This window comes from Mammaliicoccus sp. D-M19, assembly GCF_022386695.1.
Lineage (GTDB): Bacteria > Bacillota > Bacilli > Staphylococcales > Staphylococcaceae > Mammaliicoccus > Mammaliicoccus sciuri.
Genome location: NZ_JAJNHW010000002.1, coordinates 408,888 through 429,538, shown reverse-complemented (window position 1 = coordinate 429,538; position 20,651 = coordinate 408,888). Strand labels below are relative to the sequence as shown.

Annotated in this window: 20 protein-coding genes; 5 read left to right on the top strand and 15 right to left on the bottom strand. The window is 32.1% G+C overall.

What is annotated here, in order from left to right:
- Positions 1–20 precede the first annotated feature (20 nt).
- Positions 21–779 carry an SDR family NAD(P)-dependent oxidoreductase gene (locus LQ675_RS07700; protein WP_107602121.1) on the bottom strand — a complete coding sequence of 253 codons (759 nt, stop codon included), beginning with the start codon at positions 777–779 and terminating at the stop codon, positions 21–23.
- A gap of 139 nt (positions 780–918) precedes the next feature.
- Here LQ675_RS07700 and proC point away from each other — a divergent pair, with 139 nt between their 5' ends.
- Positions 919–1,734 (top strand): pyrroline-5-carboxylate reductase, encoded by an 816-nt coding sequence (gene proC / locus LQ675_RS07695; protein ID WP_048539754.1) that lies wholly within the window; start codon positions 919–921, stop codon positions 1,732–1,734.
- A gap of 58 nt (positions 1,735–1,792) precedes the next feature.
- Here proC and rnz read toward each other — a convergent pair whose 3' ends face one another.
- The gene (rnz, locus tag LQ675_RS07690; protein ID WP_107602122.1) at positions 1,793–2,710 is read right to left on the bottom strand and encodes a ribonuclease Z; all 918 of its coding nucleotides are present in this window, start codon (positions 2,708–2,710) and stop codon (positions 1,793–1,795) included.
- Positions 2,711–2,905: 195 nt separating this feature from the next.
- On the opposite strand from rnz, the gene zwf reads away from it, so the two are divergent.
- Both zwf and LQ675_RS07680 read left to right on the top strand, forming a co-directional pair.
- On the top strand, positions 2,906–4,390 hold the full coding sequence (gene zwf, locus LQ675_RS07685; protein ID WP_107602123.1) for a glucose-6-phosphate dehydrogenase: 1,485 nt from the start codon (positions 2,906–2,908) through the stop codon (positions 4,388–4,390).
- Positions 4,391–4,418: 28 nt separating this feature from the next.
- Positions 4,419–5,279 (top strand): effector binding domain-containing protein, encoded by an 861-nt coding sequence (locus tag LQ675_RS07680; protein WP_058592326.1) that lies wholly within the window; start codon positions 4,419–4,421, stop codon positions 5,277–5,279.
- 50 nt (positions 5,280–5,329) lie between these two features.
- On the opposite strand, the gene gndA is transcribed toward LQ675_RS07680, so the two are convergent.
- Positions 5,330–6,733, bottom strand: a complete 1,404-nt coding sequence (gndA, locus tag LQ675_RS07675) for an NADP-dependent phosphogluconate dehydrogenase (protein ID WP_048539750.1) — start codon at positions 6,731–6,733, stop codon at positions 5,330–5,332.
- Positions 6,734–6,843: 110 nt separating this feature from the next.
- Complete coding sequence (locus LQ675_RS07670; RefSeq protein ID WP_048539749.1) at positions 6,844–7,959, bottom strand: M20/M25/M40 family metallo-hydrolase; 1,116 nt, start codon at positions 7,957–7,959, stop codon at positions 6,844–6,846.
- A gap of 95 nt (positions 7,960–8,054) precedes the next feature.
- Between LQ675_RS07670 and prli42 the strand changes: the two genes are divergently transcribed.
- A complete protein-coding gene (gene prli42 / locus LQ675_RS07665) occupies positions 8,055–8,156 on the top strand; it encodes a stressosome-associated protein Prli42 (RefSeq protein ID WP_151452370.1) in 102 nt (33 codons plus the stop codon).
- A 239-nt stretch (positions 8,157–8,395) separates the two neighbouring features.
- On the opposite strand, the gene LQ675_RS07660 is transcribed toward prli42, so the two are convergent.
- The 9 genes from LQ675_RS07660 to LQ675_RS07620 form a co-directional block, all read right to left on the bottom strand.
- Positions 8,396–9,361, bottom strand: a complete 966-nt coding sequence (locus tag LQ675_RS07660; protein WP_048539748.1) for an aromatic acid exporter family protein — start codon at positions 9,359–9,361, stop codon at positions 8,396–8,398.
- A gap of 18 nt (positions 9,362–9,379) precedes the next feature.
- The gene (locus tag LQ675_RS07655; RefSeq protein ID WP_048539747.1) at positions 9,380–9,817 is read right to left on the bottom strand and encodes a BrxA/BrxB family bacilliredoxin; all 438 of its coding nucleotides are present in this window, start codon (positions 9,815–9,817) and stop codon (positions 9,380–9,382) included.
- A 74-nt stretch (positions 9,818–9,891) separates the two neighbouring features.
- A complete protein-coding gene (locus LQ675_RS07650) occupies positions 9,892–11,166 on the bottom strand; it encodes a dihydrolipoamide acetyltransferase family protein (RefSeq protein ID WP_107602125.1) in 1,275 nt (424 codons plus the stop codon).
- 11 nt (positions 11,167–11,177) lie between these two features.
- The gene (locus LQ675_RS07645; protein WP_048539745.1) at positions 11,178–12,161 is read right to left on the bottom strand and encodes an alpha-ketoacid dehydrogenase subunit beta; all 984 of its coding nucleotides are present in this window, start codon (positions 12,159–12,161) and stop codon (positions 11,178–11,180) included.
- On the bottom strand, positions 12,154–13,152 hold the full coding sequence (locus tag LQ675_RS07640) for a thiamine pyrophosphate-dependent dehydrogenase E1 component subunit alpha (RefSeq protein ID WP_048539744.1): 999 nt from the start codon (positions 13,150–13,152) through the stop codon (positions 12,154–12,156). Before LQ675_RS07640 ends, LQ675_RS07645 begins: the two co-directional genes overlap by 8 nt.
- A gap of 14 nt (positions 13,153–13,166) precedes the next feature.
- Positions 13,167–14,579, bottom strand: coding sequence for a dihydrolipoyl dehydrogenase (lpdA, locus tag LQ675_RS07635; RefSeq protein WP_048539743.1), 1,413 nt, complete (start codon positions 14,577–14,579; stop codon positions 13,167–13,169).
- Positions 14,580–14,590: 11 nt separating this feature from the next.
- Positions 14,591–15,652, bottom strand: a complete 1,062-nt coding sequence (buk, locus tag LQ675_RS07630) for a butyrate kinase (protein WP_107602126.1) — start codon at positions 15,650–15,652, stop codon at positions 14,591–14,593.
- Positions 15,652–16,752, bottom strand: coding sequence for a Glu/Leu/Phe/Val dehydrogenase dimerization domain-containing protein (locus tag LQ675_RS07625; protein WP_048539741.1), 1,101 nt, complete (start codon positions 16,750–16,752; stop codon positions 15,652–15,654). Before LQ675_RS07625 ends, buk begins: the two co-directional genes overlap by 1 nt.
- A 209-nt stretch (positions 16,753–16,961) precedes the next feature.
- Positions 16,962–17,852, bottom strand: coding sequence for a phosphate acyltransferase (locus LQ675_RS07620; RefSeq protein ID WP_239727328.1), 891 nt, complete (start codon positions 17,850–17,852; stop codon positions 16,962–16,964).
- Between the two features lie 120 nt (positions 17,853–17,972).
- Here LQ675_RS07620 and LQ675_RS07615 point away from each other — a divergent pair, with 120 nt between their 5' ends.
- Complete coding sequence (locus LQ675_RS07615; protein ID WP_048539739.1) at positions 17,973–18,230, top strand: DUF2627 family protein; 258 nt, start codon at positions 17,973–17,975, stop codon at positions 18,228–18,230.
- Between the two features lie 6 nt (positions 18,231–18,236).
- Here LQ675_RS07615 and LQ675_RS07610 read toward each other — a convergent pair whose 3' ends face one another.
- Together LQ675_RS07610 and recN are read right to left on the bottom strand one after the other, a co-directional pair.
- A complete protein-coding gene (locus LQ675_RS07610) occupies positions 18,237–18,938 on the bottom strand; it encodes a response regulator (RefSeq protein ID WP_058592316.1) in 702 nt (233 codons plus the stop codon).
- A 29-nt stretch (positions 18,939–18,967) separates the two neighbouring features.
- On the bottom strand, positions 18,968–20,638 hold the full coding sequence (gene recN / locus LQ675_RS07605) for a DNA repair protein RecN (RefSeq protein WP_107611120.1): 1,671 nt from the start codon (positions 20,636–20,638) through the stop codon (positions 18,968–18,970).
- Positions 20,639–20,651 lie beyond the last annotated feature (13 nt).

Genomic DNA, 20,651 nt, shown 5'->3' with positions numbered 1-20,651 from the left:
AGTATAAATTTTCCAGACTCTTATTCTATCTTTTTACTTAAAAAACTTTGTTTAAATAATTTTTCAAATGTACGAGGTGCTAATTGATAAAATCTCAATCCTAAATCCATCCATTTCGGTTCGTTTATTTCTATTTTTCTTTTAATCATACTTTTAACAATTTGTTCGCTCAAATCTTCAACATTAAGTTGTATTTGAGATGCGAGCTTTTCAAAGTGACCTGAAGGATCTGCTTTAGCATGAAATTGTGATTTGAAAGGTCCCGGATTTACTGTTAGTACATGTAAATCTTCCCGTTCAAGTCTGAATGCATTTGTAAAACTACTCAAAGCTGCTTTTGACGCTGCATAATGGCTACCATATGGCGTTGTCACTTTAGAAGAAATCGATGATATATTAACGATTGATGCCCCTCTTTTTAAATAAGGTAATATACGGTTCAAAAGAATAATTAAATTGACGAGATTTGTATGATAAATGTCTTTAATTTCATTACTTGTATGCGCCTCGTTAGATTTAAAGTAACCTAACCCAGCGTTATTAATAATCCCGTCATACATGTTGTTATGTGAAAGACTATATTGTTCGACTTGCGCCGTGTCATTCATATCTAATATAAAGACTTCTTTAATATTTTTATATTTAGTAATTAAATGATTGGCCTTATCCTCATTTCTTACAATTATGGAAACATAAGCACCATGATTATTCATTGATTGTATCAAGCTCTCCCCTAGTGAACCTGTGGCACCAGTTAATAAATAATGTTTACCGATCATTTAACTCACCCTTTATTCATTGTTATGTATAATGTATCATAACACTTCAAAAAAACTAAATACGATACAAGCAATTTTGACATAAGATTATATTTCTTTATAATTAAAATGAATTCATATGGAAGTGAGTGATTTTATTATGAAAATTGTGTTTTATGGATCTGGTAATATGGCAAACGCGATATTCACTGGAATTGTTAACAGTAAGTCGATTGAACCTGAAAATATTTATTTAACAAATAAGTCGAATCAAGAAGCATTGGAAAATTATCATGAAACTTTAGGCGTAAGCTATAGTTATGATGATGAAGAATTGTTAAAAGATGCAGATTATGTATTCTTAAGTACAAAACCTTATGATTTCTTAAAGTTAGCTGAACGGATTAGACCTTTTATAACGAGTGATAATAAATTCATTTCAATTATGGCTGGTTTACCGATTAGTTATATTAGAGATAATTTACAAGTTGATAATCCAATTGCTAGAATTATGCCAAATACGAATGCGCACGTTGGTCATTCAGTAACGGGTATCAGCTTCTCTACAAACTTCGATCCTAATTCTAAGCAAGAAGTATTGATGCTTATTGAAGCTTTCGGTACAGCATTAGAAGTTAAAGAAGACCACTTACATCAAGTGACAGCTATCACAGGTAGTGGACCAGCATTCTTATACCATGTATTTGAACAATATGTAAATGCAGGTACTAAATTAGGTATTGAGCAATCTCAAGTTGAAGAATCCATTAAAGAACTGATTATTGGTACTGGTAAAATGATTGAACGTTCTGATTTAAAAATGGATCAATTAAGAAAAAATATTACGTCTAAAGGCGGTACAACGCAAGCAGGATTAAATGCGTTAAGCAACCATGATATAGAAGCTATTTTCTTAGATTGTTTAAACGCAGCTGTTAAGAGAAGTATCGAACTAGCAGAAGCGGATGAAGATTAATTGAATATTCTTTTAAAAAACATCTCATCTTATATATATTTTAAGATGAGATGTTTTTCTATATTTGGAATTGATCATAATCTTTTACAAATTTAAAGTCATGATTAACTGCTGACTGTAATGATGATTCAACTGATTGAATATCTTCTAATTCATATCGATTAGATAAATGTGTGAATAGACCTTTTTTTACATGAACATCAGACATTAATTGAAAGACATCTTCAATATGGCTATGATAATATGAATTTGCTAAATTTTTATCGCCTTCGATATATGTTGTTTCATGAACAATAACGTCTGCATCTTGTGCAAGGATATGTTCATTTTGGCATGGCATCGTATCACCAAAGATTGTAATCACTTTACCCTTTTTCTTAGGACCTTTGAAATCTTTAGACTGATAAGTTTGATTTTCATATTCAAAAGTTTCATTTGCTTTCACTTCTTGATATTTGGGACCAGGCTCTATGCCGATAGCTTTAAGTTTTTCAACATCTAGCTTTCCTTCAATATCAGGTGCTGTGATTCGATAACCGACAGATAATATACCATGCTTTAAAGGTAAAGCTTTAATATGAAAGCCATCGATATTAAGTTCTGTTTCAGTGTTGAATTCATTTACAGTTATCGGATAATTTAAATTTGATTGAGAAATTTCTAATGCCGTTTGTATAAACTTGGCTATACCTTTAGGACCGATTATTGTTAAAGGTTTATCGTTACCACCTTGGAAGGAACGACTTGTTAATAATCCAGGTAATCCAAATATATGATCACCATGTAAGTGCGTAATAAATATATGACTTATTTTGCCAAGTTTAATGCCAGTATGTAATATTCTATGTTGCGTTGCTTCACCAACATCAAACAACCATAGTTGATTTACGTGAGGTAGGCAATTAAAGGCAATTGATTGTGTATTTCTTTCTTTAGTCGGTAATCCGGCACTTGTGCCTAAAAATGTGAGTTCCATCGTCTTCCTCCTTACGTTATTATTATAACATGTATCGTACAATGATTTATAAAAATACATAAAAATGATGTTGATTATACAACTTACTGAATAAATTGAAAATTTAAAAGTTCAAATTGAAGAATATCAATCACTAACATGTTATAATAATTAATATTGTAAATTGTGAAAAAGTTAGAGAATCGAGGTAAATAAATGACAACCGAAACTAGAAATATTCCATGCTTAATTACAATATTTGGGGCTACAGGTGATTTAAGTCACCGTAAATTATTCCCATCTATTTTTCATTTATATCAACAAAATCAATTAGACGAACATATCGCAATAATCGGTGTTGGTCGAAGGGATTGGACTAATGAAAAGTTCAGAAGTGAAATTAAAGCTTCAGTAGAGAAACATGTACAGAATACAGAAAAGTTAGATGAATTTATGGAACATGTGTTTTACCAATCGCACGATGTTAGTGACCCTTCTAGTTATGAAGAATTATTAGCTTTTTCAAATGAGTTAAACGAACAATATCAATTAGAAGGTAATCGATTATTTTATTTAGCAATGGCACCTCAATTCTTTGGTACTGTTACAGATTTCTTAAAGTCTTCAGGTCTAACAGATACTGACGGTTTCAAACGCTTAATTATTGAAAAACCTTTCGGCACAGATTTAGCATCTGCCGAAGAATTAAATGAACAAATTAGACGTTCATTTAAAGAAGAAGAAATTTACAGAATCGACCATTATTTAGGTAAAGATATGGTACAGAACATCGAAGTGTTAAGATTTGCCAATGCGATGTTCGAACCATTATGGAATAATAAATATATTTCTAATATTCAAGTAACATCATCTGAAATATTAGGTGTAGAAGATCGAGGCGGATACTATGAAAATAGTGGCGCATTAAAAGATATGTTCCAAAACCATATGTTACAAATGGTTGCATTATTAGCAATGGAACCACCTATTAGTTTAAACAGTGAAGATGTTAGAAATGAAAAAGTAAAAGTATTGCGTTCAATTAGAGCTTTAGATGAGTCAGAAGTCAAACAGAACTTTGTTAGAGGGCAATATGATAAAGGCAAAATTGAAGGTGAACAAGTTAAAAGCTATAGAGAAGAAGATAAAGTAGCAGATGACTCTAATACCCCTACTTTCGTCGCAGGTAAATTAATGATAGATAATTTCAGATGGGCTGGCGTACCATTCTTTATTCGAACTGGTAAAAGAATGAAGAAAAAAGGTATTCAAGTAGTTGTTGAATTCAAAGAAGTACCAATGAATTTATATTACCAACGTGATTCAGAATTAGAATCTAATTTACTTGTTATAAATATTCAACCTAATGAAGGACTTTCACTACACTTAAATGCTAAAAAACAAGTTCAAGGTATAGAAACAGAACCTGTACAATTATCATACGCAATGAGTGCACAAGATAAAATGAACACAGTTGATGCATATGAGAACTTAATCTTCGATTGCCTTAAAGGTGATTCAACAAACTTTACACATTGGGAAGAATTAAAAGCGACATGGAAATATGTAGATGTGATACAAAATGTGTGGGACAATGATAAAGCACCGTTCCCTAATTATAGAGCTGGCACTAATGGACCGATTAAGAGTCAATTATTATTGTCAATTGATGGATTTAAATGGTGGGACGATATTAACTAATCTTTCTGCCAACAGGAGTGACTGAACATTGGAAGTAATTAAAGATTTACAAAGAGCAATTGTGTACATTGAAGATCATCTATTAAGCGATATCGATTTACAAACTTTGAGTGATCACGTTGAAAAGTCCCCTTTTCACTTGAATCAATCTTTTACGATGGTTATTGGTATGACGCCTATTGAATATCAACTTGCTAGAAGAATGACTGAAGCGGCATTTGATATTTTAAGTGGTCATACACGTATTTTAGATATTGCCTTAAAGTATGGATACAGAGATGCACATGCATTCGCTCATGATTTTAATGCATATCATGGCATAAGTCCGCTACAAACGAAGACACATCAATCTATGCTTAAAATTAAAAAAAGAGTCTCTATTAAATTAACTTCTACAGAAACAGAACCGTTAAATTATTCGTTACAATACAAAGATGATTTAAAGTTAGTTGGTAAAAATCACCATTATCATTCAAATGAATTAGATAATCATTTTTTAATACCTGACTTATTAGAAATGTTATTAGAGAATAATTACATAGAAGACTTTATTAAATATAATGATGTTAAACCTAACCAACTATTTGTTGTTCGAAGACCACTAGTAGATGGACTTGAAGTTTTTGTAGGCGTACCTAGCGAAAGATATCCAGGTCATTTAGATAATTATTATTTACCTGGACATCATTTCGCGACGTTTAATTTACAAGGTGAATTAGATTTTGTAGTGAGTGAAGCTTGGCACCATATTGAAAATCAATGGCAACTTAAAATGCCTTATTTACATGATGATTTTTATGTTGAGGTTTATCCTCTTGATGTTAATTTTGATCAAGAAACTTCTAAAGTCCAACTTTGGATACCTATTGATCATAAAAGTATGAATTAAAAAACACCCCACTATCTTATTTAGATAACGGGGTGTTTCGTTATATCAAATTATTTAGTCCATTCAGTATGGAAAATACCTTCTTTATCTTTACGTTCATAAGTATGCGCACCAAAGTAATCACGTTGTGCTTGAATTAAGTTGGCAGGTAAATCTTCTGAACGGTAACTATCAAAGTAATTGATTGCTGAAGAGAAACCAGGTGTTGCAATTCCTGCTTTGATTGCAGTTGCTGATACTTCTCTTAATGAACCTTGATATTTTGCAATGATGTCGTTGAAATAAGGATCTAATAATAAGTTTGTTAATGATGAATCATTATCGTAAGCGTCTTTGATTTTTTGTAAGAATTGTGCACGGATGATACAACCCTCTCTCCAAATCATAGCTAACTCACCTAATTTTAAGTTCCAGTTATTTGTTTCACTAGCAGTTTTCATTTGAGCAAATCCTTGTGCATAACTACATATTTTACTCATATAAAGAGCTTGTCTGATTTGCTCTAAGAACGCTTCTTTATCACCAGTAAACTCAGTTACTTCTGGACTAAACGCTGTGCTTGCTTTAACTCTTTCATCTTTAAATGAAGAAATAAATCTAGCAAATACGGATTCAGTAATAATTGTTAATGGAATACCTAATTCTAAAGCATTAATTGAAGTCCATTTACCAGTACCTTTTTGTCCAGCTTTATCCATAATTTTTTCAACTAATGGTGTACCATCTTCGTCTAATTTATTAAAGATTTCGCCAGTGATTTCAATTAAGTAACTTTCTAATTCGCCAGCATTCCATGATTTGAACGTTTCAGCAATATCTTTATGATCCATGTGTAATACACGTTTCATTAAGTCATAACTTTCAGCGATTAATTGCATATCTGCGTATTCAATACCGTTATGCACCATTTTTACATAGTGGCCAGCACCATCTGGACCAACATATGTTACGCATGGAGAACCATCGCTTGCTTTAGCAGAAATGCTTTCTAAAATTGGTGCTACCAATTCATAAGCTTCTTTCTGACCACCAGGCATAATTGAAGGACCAGTTAATGCACCTTCTTCCCCACCTGAAACACCTGTTCCAATGAAGTTTATTCCACTTTCATCTAAGTATTGGTTTCTACGAATCGTGTCTAAATAGTTAGTATTTCCGCCATCGATAAGGATGTCGCCTTTATCTAATAATGGTAATAAGCTATCGATTGTTTTATCTGTTGCTTCACCAGCTTTTACCATAAGTAAAATTTTTCTTGGTTTTTCTAATGAATCTACAAACTCTTCGATTGAATAGTTTGGATGTATATTTTTACCTTGTGATTCTTCAACCATTTGGTCGACTTTCTCTTTTGAACGGTTATACACTGAAACTGAGTAACCACGTGATTCAATATTCCAAGCTAAGTTTTTACCCATTACAGCTAAACCAACTACACCTATTTGTTGTGTCATGAAATTAACCTCACTTTTTTTCATTTTCTAGTACATTTTAACATAGTTTGAATACGTTTTTCGTCTATAAAGTCTTTAATTTCAAATGAATACGTTTACATACTGAATTTTTATGCAAGTTCAGCAATTGCAACGATTTGTTCTGTAATTTTTTGTAATTCTTCAACTGGCATACGTTCATTTGTTGTATGAATATATTCATAACCAACACCTAAAATAACAGTAGGAATACCAAATCCACTAATAACATTTCCGTCAGATCCACCACCTAGTTTAACAAGGTCTGCTTTACGTCCAATTTTTTCAGAAGATTTAACAGCTAATTGAACAACATCGTCTTCTTCAGTTAAGTTAAAGCTTGGGTACATGATTTGTACATTAACTTCAGCAGAACATCCGAATTCTTCAGCAGTTTTCTCGAATGCTTCTTTCATATGTGTGACTTGTTGGTTCATTTTTTCGTCATCTAAAGATCTAGCTTCTGCTAAAATATATACATGATCACTTACGATATTTGTTGCTGTTCCACCTTCGAATCTACCGATATTAGCAGTCGTTTCTTCATCGATACGTCCTAAGTTCATATGACTAACAGCTTTAGCAGCGATATTAATAGCAGAAACACCTTTTTCAGGTTCTAATCCAGCGTGTGCTGTTTTACCTTTAATAATTGCCTCTATTTTAGCTTGTGTTGGAGCCGCTACAACTGTTGTACCTACTTTACCAGGCGCATCAATAGCAAAACCATATTTCGCTTGAATATCATCTGGATTTAAAGCTTTAGCACCAACTAAACCAGATTCTTCACCTACTGTAATGATAAACTCGATATCACCATGTTGAATATTGTTATCTTTAATAACTTGAATAGCTTCTAATATGGCAGCTAAACCAGCTTTATCATCAGAACCTAAGATTGTTTCACCTTTAGAATAAATGTAACCATCTTCACGTAATTCAGGTTCAATATTATTACCAGGCGTAACAGTATCCATATGGCTTGTAAAATAAATCGGTGTCTTGCTAGTATCTTCACCTTTTAATTTACAAATTAAATTACCAGCACCATAACCAGTCTCACTTTGAGAGTCATCCTCTTTAACATCTAAACCTAAATCCGTAAACTTTTGCTTTAATAAGTCAGCAATCTTTCTTTCATTTTTAGATTCAGAATCTACCTTTACAAGTTCTATAAAAGTATTCAATAATCTTTCTTCATTAATCATGATTGTCCCTCTTTTCATTTATTTAAATATCTCATAATCTAGTGTATAATAGTTGATAAATATATACAAAACTAATGTTTAAAGAGAGGGTTATCATGCAAAATAAGAATATACGTAAAATCATAATCATCGTAATGTTAGTAGCAATCGTAGCTGCACTTGTATTATCAGGTATCTTACCATTCCTATTAAATTAATAATATAATTTAAAAGCGCTAGCTCATGATGAGTAGCGCTTTTTTTGGGTAAGCTATACTAGAAAATGAGGTATGTCATGGCTTAAGTCTACCATTAAGCCAAGAGATTGAGGATTTCATGGCTTAAGTCCTTCATTAAACCATGAGTTTCATTAGTTCATAGTTTAGATTTCAAACATTAACTCACGTCTCCCCCACTATATACACAAAAAAACGCAATGCTGAATAGCATTGCGTTTTTACTTCTTAAGGCTACCGAATTGTGATTTGATTAGTAAGTACTCTTCTACTTCGTTTAATAGTTGAAATAGTGCTGCTATACTTTCTAATTCTTGTTGTGTTTTTGGTAGCTCTATAGACTGTAATTTTATTTTAATGTCATATAGATTATGCAATCTCATAAGTGAGTAATCATTGCCTTGTACGTTTTGTGATACTTCTAATAACAATTGACTACATAAATGATGTGCGTGTTGACTGTGTTGCATTGATTCAATTAAATTTTTCATTCTTTTTAATAAAGTCAATTGTTCTTCTCTCATATCAAAGTAATGATAATAAGAATTTTCATTTCTCACAAAATGATTTTTAACTTCTCTAAATGCTAATGATTTAGCTTTTCTAATATTTTCTGAAACTATATCAAATGACGGTACATTAATTTTCTTATTTGGATCTTGTAAACATTGACTATAAATAAAGGTTATTAATATAAAGTCGTCTTCTATTTTGCGCTTATAGTTGTTGAGTTTGTAATCTAAACTTGGCATAAACATATTCATTATTAAGGCGATGCCTATACCAATTATAAGTAATAAGATTTCATTTATGACGACATTCATATCGATTGTTTTAGCCATATACAAATGTAGTATAATAACACAGCTTGTTACGATACCTTCTTGTACACCAATCATGACTGTTACAGGTATAAATAAAAGTACCATAATACCAAGTATAATGGGTGTGCTTCCAAAATAAGTGAAAAATAATGAACCTATCAAAATTGCAATAAAACATGCTACAAATCTATATATTGCAGCTTCAAATGATTTTACTCTTGTATCCTTAATACATAATACAACAAGAATAGCACTGGATGCATAGTTGTCTAAGCCGATTAACCTAGAAAGGATGACAGCTAATGTCATCCCTAGGGCAGTTTTTAATGTTCTATATCCTATTCTGTACGGTTTTATTTGCATAAGAAATGAACCGTTCCTTTACACTTCTTCGCAATACTCTTCGAATAGTGCTTGAATGTTTGTAATAACACTCATTGGATCGTGACCTTCGATTTCATGTCTTTCAATCATTTTGACAATTTTGCCATCTTTTAGAAAAGCAAATGATGGACTTGATGGTGGATAACCTTCGAAGTAATCACGTGCTGTTTCTGTTGCTTCTTTGTCTTGACCAGCAAATACAGTTACTAATTGATCTGGTAATTTATCATAGTGTAACGCATGTTGTGCTGCTGGTCTTGCGATACCGCCTGCACATCCACAAACTGAATTAACCATAACAAATGTTGTACCTGGTTTGTTGAAAGTTTCTTTAACTTCATCTTTAGTTGTTAATTGTTTGTATCCAGCTGCTTCTATTTCATTTCTCGCAGAATTGACTACGTCATTCATATATAAATTGAAATCCATTTCCATAAAAAAAGCCTCCTGTAATAATAGATAAGTCTATTTTACAGGAGATTTAAGGGTAAAACAATGAGAAGCTTTTATTAATATATAGATGTATTCTCGATTGTCATACTTTGTAATCTTTCTTTTACATATTTTAAGAATTCACCGGCCATTAAACCATCTAATATTCTATGATCAATTGATAATGATAAATTAACCATATCACGAATACCAATCATATCATTGACAACTACAGGTCGTTTCACAATGGATTCTACTTGTAAAATAGCTGCTTGTGGATGATTGATAATACCCATTGATGATACAGAGCCAAATGAACCCGTGTTATTGACTGTAAATGTACCACCTTGCATATCTTGAGAAGTTAATTTATGCTGTCTTCCTCTAGTTGCTAGATCATTAATTTCACGAGCGATACCTTTGATTGATTTATCATCAGCATTTTTAATAACAGGTACATATAATTTATCTTCACTTGCTACTGCGATTGAAATATTAATATCTTTATGAATTTTAATTTCATCGCCAGCCCAAGTGCTATTTAACATCGGATATTTTTTCAATCCTTCTGCAACAGCTTTTACGAAAAATGCGAAGAATGTTAAGTTATATCCTTCGTTTTGTTTAAAAGATGATTTATGATGTTGTCTTGTTTTAACAAGATCTGTAGCATCAACTTCGACCATCATCCAAGCATGTGGAATTTCATGAACACTTTGTAACATTTTATTAGCAATTGCTCTTCTAACTCCATTAACAGGAATTGAATCTCCAGGTAATGAAGTTGGTTCTGGTTGAACTGTGTTTTCAGTGATTGCTTCAGATGTTGCATCTACTTGTTTAGATGGTGTGTTTTCAGTTGAGACACCATTTTCGATAGCATTTAAAATATCTTTTTTAGTGACTCTTCCTAAATTGCCAGTACCTTTAACTTTATTTAAATCAATATTATTTTCACTTGCTAATTTAAAGACAACAGGTGAATATTGACCGTTATTCATTGGACCTTCTTGTGGTTCATTAGATACAGGTTTTTCAGCTTTTACAGGTTGATCTTCTTTAGATACTTCTGATTCAGTTTGTTCATCAGTACTATTATTGTTATCCTCTGATGTTTCACCTACTACGTCCATTCTACAAATGATTGTACCAACATCAACTGTTTCGCCAGCTTCTACAACAATTTCTTTAATTGTTCCATTAAATGTTGAAGGCACTTCAGCTGTTACTTTATCTGTAATCACTTCGCACAGTGCATCGTACTCTTCAATTGTGTCGCCTGGTTGAACGAGCCATTGTTCGATTGTACCTTCATGAACACTTTCTCCAAGTTTCGGCATCTTTACGTCCATAATTTAACCTCCTAAAATTCAGCTAATGTTCTCATTTTTTCTTCTATTTTTACAGGATTCATCATAAAGAAATCTTCCATTGGTGGTGAAAATGGCATAGCTGGTACGTCTGGACCTGCAAGTCTTGCAATTGGTGCATCTAAATCAAATAAGCAATTTTCAGCTATTATGGCAGATACTTCACTCATGACACTACCTTCTAGATTATCTTCAGTTACAACCAATACTTTGCCAGTCTTTTTCGCACAATTAATAATTGTTTCTTTATCTAGTGGATATAATGAACGTAAATCTACTATTTCTGCATCTATACCTTCAGTTGATAATATTTCAGCTGCTTGAAGTGCGTAATTTACACATAATCCATAAGTGAATACTGTAATATCTGAACCTTCTCGTTTAACATCTGCTTTATCAATTGGTACAGTATAATATTCTTCAGGTACTTCTTCTTTTAATAATCTATATGCTTTTTTATGCTCGAAATATAATACAGGATCATTATCTTCAATTGCCGCAAGAAGTAAACCTTTAGCATCATATGGCGTTGATGGAATAACCACTCTTAAGCCTGGTGTTGAACAGAATATACTCTCAATACTTTGAGAATGATATAATGCGCCATGAATTCCGCCACCAAATGGACTTCTAATTGTTAAAGGACAATCCCAGTCATTATTAGAACGGTATCTTATTTTAGCTGCTTCATTGATGATTTGGTTTGTTGCCGGAACGATATACTCTGCAAATTGAATTTCAGATACCGGTCTTTTACCCATCATAGCAGCACCAATTGAAGCACCAACGATATTTGATTCTGCTAACGGTGAATCGATCACGCGTCCTTCACCATATTTGTTGTATAAATTTTTAGTTGCGCCAAATACGCCGCCTTTTAGACCAACATCTTCGCCGATAACAAATACATTATTGTCTTTTTCCATCGCTTGGTCCATTGCTTGATTAATCGCGTCAAGATAGGATAACTTAGGCATTCTTTTCGCCTCCTTGATCATATACATGTGTTAAAGCTTCTTCCGGTAATGGATAAGGTGCTTTTTCTGCATTTTTAGTAGCAGTATTGATTTCTTGTTTAATTTCTTCTTCAACTTGGCTGAACCACTCGTCGTTTGTCACTTGATGTTCAACTAAATATTCTTTGAATTTAATCATACAATCATTATCTTTTTCTTCTTTCATCTCATCTGCTGGACGATAAGTATCGTTATCGTCTGAAGAATGAGGTGTTAATCTACTACATAATGCTTCAATTAATGTAGGTCCTTCACCATTAATTGCACGTTCTCTTGCACGTTTAACTGCTTCATAAACAGCTATAGGATCATTACCATCAACTTGTTCACCAAATGCACCGTAACCTGCAGCTCTAGATGATAAATCATCTGTAGCGTACTGTAAGTGAGTTGGTACGGAAATGGCATATTTATTGTTTTCAATAATACAAATAAATGGCAATTTATGAACACCAGCGAAGTTCATTGCTTCATGGAAGTCACCTTGGCTTGTACTTCCTTCACCTAAAGTAGCTAGTGCAATCGCTTCTTTGCCATCCATTTTAAGCGATAAACTTGCACCAACTGCATGTAATACTTGAGTTGTTACACAAGAACCTTGCGTTAAAATAGATAACTCCTTTTTACTAAAGTGAGATGGCATTTGCTTACCACCACTTGAAGTATCACCTTGTTTAGCAAATGCAGCTAACATAGATTCTTCTGCAGAAATACCACGTGCTGTAACTAAAGCTAAATCTCTATAGTAAGGTGCTAATACGTCTTCGTCTTTTAGTGCATAATATGTGCCAATCTGCGTTGCTTCTTGACCTTGACAACTAATGACAAACGGTAGTTTACCTGCTCGATTGAGTAGCCACATTCTTTCGTCAATTTTTCTACCTAATAACATCCATTTATAAATTTCTTTTAAGTCTTCATGCGTTAATCCGACAGTCTTATAATCTAACATCTAATCTCTCCTCTTTAGACGTGAATAGCACGATTCTCAGATTTTAACCCTAGTTCCATGAGCACTTCTCCAATTGAAGGATGTGCATGTACAGTAGTTGCTAGTTCTTCAGTAGAGCCATTCATAAATGTAAATAGAGCTGCTTCATTAATTAATTCAGTCACTTTTGCACCAATCATATGAATGCCAAGCACTTTTTCATTGTCTATATCTTTGATTAAAATACATTCACCAAGTCCATTATTTTCGATGACGGATTTTCCAATTGCTTTAAATGGCACTTTAAATTTTTTGAAATTAATATTTTGTGCTTTAGCATCTTGTTCAGTCATCCCTATCGAAGCAATTTCAGGATTTGTATATATACATCTCGGAACTGTTAAATAATCTAACATAATAGGATTTTGATCAAACATATGCTCTACTGCAATTGTGCCTTCTTTAGTTGCAACGTGTGCTAACTGATAATTACCGATGACATCTCCAACCGCATAAATATGTTTATCATCAGTTTGATAAACATCATTTGTTTGAATATAGCCTTTATTATCGGTCTTTATTTTTGTGTTGTTCAAACCTAAATCTTCAGTATTCGGTGTTCTACCAACAGCGACTAATACTTTTTCAAAAGTTTGTTGCTCATTTTGAAGTGTTACATCTACGTGTTGATCATGTATGCTGACATCTTGTTCAGATAAAGGACAATTCTCATGAATGTTTATACCATTTTCTTCAAAGCTACGTTTAATCGTCTTACTGATTTCACGTTGTTCGTTAGGGATAATAGATTGCCCTGCTTCAACAACTGTTACTTTTACACCTAAATCATTTAATAAAGATGCAAATTCAAGTCCTATAACACCGCCACCGATAATTAACATGCTTTTAGGCAATGTTTCTAATTGCATCATATCATCACTTGAAATGACGGTTTGATGGTTAAACTTTAAGAATGGTAATTCAATTGGTCTTGATCCTGTTGAAATTAATACATTTTGATTAACGAGTAGTTCCGATTCGCCATTTTCAAATTCAACAGATACAGTTCCAGCTTGAGGCGAGAACAATGAAGGCCCTAGAATTCTGCCATTACCTTCATAAATGTCAATTTTGTATTTCTTCATCAAACTTTGTACACCATTGTACATCGTAGAAACTGTTTCATCTTTCTTAGCAACAACATCCGACATTTCAAAATCAGCTGAAGCAGTTTTAATACCATATTCGTTTGAATGTTGTATGTATCTTAAAATTTCTGCAGTTTTTAAATATGATTTTGTAGGTATACAACCTTTATGTAAACAAGTTCCACCTAACTTAAATTTCTCTACAATTGCGACTTTTTTTCCTAGTTGTGAAGCACGAATTGCTGATACATAGCCCGCCGTACCGCCACCTAGAATGACTAAATCATATTCTTTAGACATAGTATTACTCCTTATTCATATGACTTGGTACTAATTTTACCGTGTAAGAGGTCCATTACGCCAATATTTAAGGCGTGCATTTCTTTTTCTCCTTCATATATAGTAACATTTTGTAGCCAAGATACATATTGTTTTACTTTATTTGTGATATATTTTGAATAACTTAACCCACCAGTTATGATAATTTGATCGATTTGACCTTCTAAAACGACCGCGCAAGAACCTATAGATTTAGCAATTTGATAACACATGGCATCTAAGACTAGTTTAGCAGTTTTATCGCCATTTTCCATCATTTGTTCTACTTTTAAACAATCATTTGTACCAAAATATGATAATAACCCAGATTTTTTACTTAATTCATTATTAGCTTCTTTAGCATTTAAATCGTGATCAATAACCCATTTAATTAACGCATCATTTGGTATTGAACCAGCTCTTTCAGGACTAAATGGCCCCTCACCTAATAAGCCGTCATTAACTTCGATGACTCTTCCTTTTCTATGAGCACCTACACTTATACCACCACCGAGATGTGCAACGATGACATTAATATCTTCATATGCTTTGCCAATATTAGTTGCATATTGTTTAGCGACAGATTTCTGGTTTAATGCATGGAAGATGCTGCGTCTTTCAATACCTTTTATACCAGTAATTCTAGCTTCAGGTATTAATTCATCTACAACGACAGGATCAACAATATATGCTTGTATATTTAATTCTTTAGCAAATGTATAGCCGATAATACCACTTAAATTTGAGGCATGAAATCCATACTTAAAAGATTTCAAATCTTGATACATGATGTTATTAACAAGATATGTTCCACCCTGTATAGGCTTTAAAACACCACCCCTACAAGCAATAGCATCTATTGCTTGTAGTGAGATATGATGTTGGTTTAATGAGTTCTTGATACTTTCAAGTCGAAATGGGACTTGTTCAATTAATGGAAGATTAGTTTGTTCGATATCATGCCTAATAACATCTTCAAATAACATATCATAGTTATCAAATACAGCAACTTTAGATGATGTGCTTCCTAAATTAAGTACAAGAATTTTTTTCATTATTTTTTACCTCTAGAAATGATAGATCTTTCAGTTTTCAAGAAATTACTTCTTACATTTTTAAGTTGTTCAATACGTTCTTCAGCTAAAATTTCAGCTGCACGTGCAGAAGTAATTTGATCTCTTTTACTAATTTCAAATACTTTATCCATTTGGTCATAGATTTTCTCAATATTTGAAATAGCGCGTACTTCATTGTATCCATCTAATTCATCAGCAACATTGATAACACCACCAGAGTTAGCAACGAAGTCAGGCGCATATACAATACCTTTATCTTCTAATTGAGAACCGTGTAAATCTATGTCTTGTAATTGATTGTTTGCACTACCACATACAACTTTAACTTTTAAGCGTGCGATAGTGTCATCATTTAATACGCCACCTAAAGCACAAGGTGCAAAGATATCAGCATCTACATCATAAATATCATTAATACCTACACTTTGAGCGTTGAAGTCATTTACAACTCTATCAACTGCTTCTTGGTTAATATCCGTTACAACTAATTGAGCACCTGCTTCATGTAAATAACGACATAGTTCGTAAGCAACGTGACCAACACCTTGAACGGCAACTGTTTTCCCGTTTAAATCATCTGTTCCAAATGCTTCTTTAGCTGCACGTTTCATAGAAACAAATACACCTAATGAAGTTTTAGGACTTGGGTTACCACTAGATTGGTGACTTTCAGATAAACCAACTACGTAATCAGTTTCTTCAAAGATAATATCCATATCGTCTTCAGTCGTTCCAACATCTTCAGCAGTAATATAACGACCATTTAAACTTTCTACATATCTACCTAAAGCTCTAAATAAAGCTTCTGATTTATCTTTTTTAGGATCGCCGATAATAACTGTTTTACCGCCACCTAAGTTTAAACCAGCTGCAGCATTTTTATATGTCATACCTCTTGATAAGCGTAATGCGTCATTAATAGCTTCTTCTTCACTTTCATATGGCCACATTCTACAACCACCAAGTGCTGGTCCTAATGTTGTATCATGAATCGCAATGATTGCTTTTAATCCTGAACTTTTATCGTGACAAAATACTATTTGCTCATAGTCATATTTTTCTATCGTTTCGAATAACATAATAATCCCCTTTTCACTTTTTATATAATAACTTCATTTCTAATTTTACATGAAATGTTTTATTTATCAAATAAATTGACGAAAAATGATAGCGCTTACAAAAAGTAAAAATTTTTAGAAAATTCAATCTTTATTGATATAAAAGCATTGTAAGCTCTTTCAATACTTTGAAATAAAGAGTATAGTTATTAATTTGTTATTATAATATACTAAATAAGCATTAACGCACTACAAATAGAATGAAATTTATCTTGTGATGAATCTGATCTAGAAGTTAAAATTATGGGTATTTTTGCTCCAATTATAACAGATGCTACATCAGCGTTCGATAAATAAACGAGTGATTTATATAAAATATTGCCACTTTCAATTTGAGGGACGATTAAACCATCAACGTTACCTGATATTTTTGAATCTATTTTTTTAATAATGGATGCCTTTTTATTAATTGCAGCATCAAATGCAATTGGACCTTCTATTTCAAGGTCTAGTTTTTCTTGATTAAAATAAGACACGACTTCATGCGCATCAACCGATGACTGCATTTTCGGATTCACATTTTCAATTGCAGAAAGTACGCCTATTTTGGGCGAGTCGATACCAATTTTTTTGAGTGAATATACCAAATTCGATGTAATTTCAATTTTTTGTTCGATAGTTGGTGCAATGTTCATCGCAACATCTGATGCGGTTAACATCTTGTGATACTCCGGTATATTAAATATTGCGATATGGCTCATTCTATAGTTAGTCTTCAAATTATATTTATCTTTTAATACTTCTTTCAACAATTCTGATGTTGAAATTAATCCTTTCATTATTAAGTCTGCTTTTCCATCTGCTACAGCTTGTACACATTGAGATACAGTATGTTCTTCGTTAAGTGTTTGAATAATTTCTACTCTATTTAATTCTTCATGCGTTAAATTAAATGATCTAATCAGCTCATCTTGTGGTCGTTCATCAAACAACATGAATGTAGCTTTTGTATGTTTAATCGCTTTAACAATTGCTTTAATGACACCTTCATCATTTGATTTACATACAGCAATTGTCGCCGATATATTTTGACCGTTTTTTATCATATCTTTAAAAAGCATTTAATCCCCTCCTATTACTATCATAATCAAATTGTACCGTTTATTCCATTTTTTCAATGTTTACTTTTACTCATTATCTCATATATAATATAAGTTATTAATTAATAGGAGTTTTAACTTATGCAAAAGTATATTGCATTACTTATTTTGGTTATACCAGGTATTATTGCGGGACTAGGTATTAAATGGATGAGAGATGCTGTTTTTGGACAACTCGTTTCACAATTACATTTTATTTGGTTGCAGTTTTTATTAGGCTTTATATTCTTTGTATTTGGTGTAGTGTTCATTGGGGGGTATATACTACATCGTGAAAAGAAAAATAAACGTGCACAAGAACATTTTATGAAGAAACAAAACGCCAAAAAAAGAGACTAGGAAAGCCTAGTCTCTTTTTTTAAACTTTTCATATAGATGTAATAAAAATTCACCGTTTGTAGGTCGTACATACAATTTTTCACTATTATACCAATAGGACTTTAATTCTTTATCCCAAGCTAATTTAATAGCATGCCGTATAGACCTTTCAACATTATTCGCTTGTATATTATAATTTTGAGAAATTAAAGGATAAAGTTCTTTAGTTAATGGCATCTTACGGTTATATTGAAGCATAAGATGTACACCATACTTAATATATTCATATCCGTTTAAATTTGATGAAAACCCAATCTTTTCAAGTAATAAATCTAAAGCGTCCATTTCTTCAATATTAGAATCTGTTGTTGTTATTACACGTTGTATTGTGTCTAATAAGACATCAAACTCAACAGGTTTAATTAAGAAGTAATCTACTCCTAATGAAACAGATTCTTTTAAGACATCATCACTAACAAAAGCACTCATACAAATCACTTTAAATTGCTTATTTTGTTTTATATATTTTTTAAGCAAAGTCATGCCATCAATGTGTGGCAAGATTAAGTCTAATAGAAGAACATCGAAAACTTCTCCATTTAAAATGTCGAGTGCTTCTTTACCGTTGTATCCAATATTAACAATTTCAATATCGTGTTCTTTTAAATATTGTGCCATTTCACTAACATACGCTTTCGAGTCTTCTATTATTGCAACCTTAATTACCATGCTTAACACCCTAACGAATCATTCTATTTTTAATTTTTGTTTTGTATAATCATTTCTTTAGCGTGTTGTCGAGTTAATTCAGTAACTTCAACACCTGATATCATTCTTGCTATTTCATCTATTTTATCTTTACCATCTAATTGTTTTATAGAAGTCGTTGTTCTATCATTTACCGTTTCTTTAGCAATATACAAATGATTATCACTAATTGCAGCGACTTGAGGTAAATGTGAAATACATATCACTTGAAGTGTTTGCGCAATCTGATGCATTTTTTCAGCCATTTTTTGAGCGACTCTTCCAGATACACCTGTATCTACTTCATCAAATAAAATTGCTGTTTGTCCTTTTGAAGAAACAAATATACTTTTCAACGCAAGCATTATTCTCGATAGTTCACCACCAGAAGCTATTTTATTTAAACTTTTTAATGGTTCGCCTTTATTTGGACTAATTAAGAATTCTACTTCTTCTAAGCCATATTGAGTAGGCTTCGTTTTAGTGAATGTAATTTCTATATTCGCATCTTGCATATGCAAATTCTGTACTTCTTCAACTAATCTATCTCTAAGATCCAACGCAACTTGTCTTCTTTTAGTAGATAGTGCTTCTCCGTATTTTAGAACGTTTGTATAAAGATCGTTAATTTCTTCACGTAATTGAGAAGTACTTTGTTCGTAGTTCTCAATTTTATATATTTCATCATCAATTTTATCTCTATATTTGATTAATTCAGGTATGCTTTTACCATATTTACGATTGAGGTCAGTGAGTACATTTAATCTAGATTCGTACTCATTTAGTAAAGATTCATCAAAGTCATTAGATGTTAGTTCATTATATAGTTCATGTTTGTAATCTTCTAAAGTGTAATACATTTGATCTAATTCTTCACTAAAAGCAGTATATTTATCCGGAATAATATCGTTTATATGTTGAATTTCTTGATTAAGTTCATAAATTTTATCTGTAATGTTTTCTTCACTACTCAATAACATATGGGCTTTATTAAGACTTTCATTTATTTTTTCATGATTTTGAAGTTTTTTAATTTCTTGATTTAAAAACTCAATTTCATCTTCTTTTAAATTCGCGTCATGTAATTCATCACGTTGGAATTTTATTAAATCTAATCTTTGTAATAATGCTTGGTCTTGAGATTCTAACTTTTCAAGTTCTTGTTTTTTCAAAAGATAAGATTGAAAAATTTCTTCATATTGATCAATTTCAGATTGATATGTGCCATCAGCATAATTATCTAACAATGATAAATGATATTTAGGTTTAAGTAATATTTGCGTTTCATGTTGACCATGTATATCAAGTAATTCTTGCATGACAATTTTTAAATCAGATAGTGTTACATTCTGATTGTTCAATTTACAAATGCTTTTTCCTGAAGAAAATATTTCTCTTTTTACAAACAAGAAATCTTCGTCAAAATCGATATCTAACTCACTTAAGATTTTATTGACATTAGGTACATTATCAATATCAAATACGCCTTCAATTGTCGCCTTCTGTTCGCCATGTCTAACAAAACTTTGTGAGGCTCTTGCACCTACTAACTGACCAATAGCATCTATAATAATAGATTTACCAGCACCAGTTTCACCGCTTAAAACAGTCAGTCCACCTGAAAAATTAATTTCTAAAGATTCAATTATAGCAAATTGTTTAATTGTAAGAGCTTGTAACATTGTATATTAAATC

Excerpts from the sequence above, each read along its gene's own strand:
- LQ675_RS07700 (WP_107602121.1), bottom strand. The coding sequence starts at position 779 with ATGATCGGTAAACATTATTTATTAACTGGTGCCACAGGTTCACTAGGG.
- proC (WP_048539754.1), top strand. The coding sequence starts at position 919 with ATGAAAATTGTGTTTTATGGATCTGGTAATATGGCAAACGCGATATTC.
- rnz (WP_107602122.1), bottom strand. The coding sequence starts at position 2,710 with ATGGAACTCACATTTTTAGGCACAAGTGCCGGATTACCGACTAAAGAA.
- zwf (WP_107602123.1), top strand. The coding sequence starts at position 2,906 with ATGACAACCGAAACTAGAAATATTCCATGCTTAATTACAATATTTGGG.
- gndA (WP_048539750.1), bottom strand. The coding sequence starts at position 6,733 with ATGACACAACAAATAGGTGTAGTTGGTTTAGCTGTAATGGGTAAAAAC.
- LQ675_RS07670 (WP_048539749.1), bottom strand. The coding sequence starts at position 7,959 with ATGATTAATGAAGAAAGATTATTGAATACTTTTATAGAACTTGTAAAG.
- prli42 (WP_151452370.1), top strand. The coding sequence starts at position 8,055 with ATGCAAAATAAGAATATACGTAAAATCATAATCATCGTAATGTTAGTA.
- LQ675_RS07660 (WP_048539748.1), bottom strand. The coding sequence starts at position 9,361 with ATGCAAATAAAACCGTACAGAATAGGATATAGAACATTAAAAACTGCC.
- LQ675_RS07655 (WP_048539747.1), bottom strand. The coding sequence starts at position 9,817 with ATGGAAATGGATTTCAATTTATATATGAATGACGTAGTCAATTCTGCG.
- LQ675_RS07650 (WP_107602125.1), bottom strand. The coding sequence starts at position 11,166 with ATGGACGTAAAGATGCCGAAACTTGGAGAAAGTGTTCATGAAGGTACA.
- LQ675_RS07645 (WP_048539745.1), bottom strand. The coding sequence starts at position 12,161 with ATGCCTAAGTTATCCTATCTTGACGCGATTAATCAAGCAATGGACCAA.
- LQ675_RS07640 (WP_048539744.1), bottom strand. The coding sequence starts at position 13,152 with ATGTTAGATTATAAGACTGTCGGATTAACGCATGAAGACTTAAAAGAA.
- lpdA (WP_048539743.1), bottom strand. The coding sequence starts at position 14,579 with ATGTCTAAAGAATATGATTTAGTCATTCTAGGTGGCGGTACGGCGGGC.
- buk (WP_107602126.1), bottom strand. The coding sequence starts at position 15,652 with ATGAAAAAAATTCTTGTACTTAATTTAGGAAGCACATCATCTAAAGTT.
- LQ675_RS07625 (WP_048539741.1), bottom strand. The coding sequence starts at position 16,752 with ATGTTATTCGAAACGATAGAAAAATATGACTATGAGCAAATAGTATTT.
- LQ675_RS07620 (WP_239727328.1), bottom strand. The coding sequence starts at position 17,852 with ATGCTTTTTAAAGATATGATAAAAAACGGTCAAAATATATCGGCGACA.
- LQ675_RS07615 (WP_048539739.1), top strand. The coding sequence starts at position 17,973 with ATGCAAAAGTATATTGCATTACTTATTTTGGTTATACCAGGTATTATT.
- LQ675_RS07610 (WP_058592316.1), bottom strand. The coding sequence starts at position 18,938 with ATGGTAATTAAGGTTGCAATAATAGAAGACTCGAAAGCGTATGTTAGT.
- recN (WP_107611120.1), bottom strand. The coding sequence starts at position 20,638 with ATGTTACAAGCTCTTACAATTAAACAATTTGCTATAATTGAATCTTTA.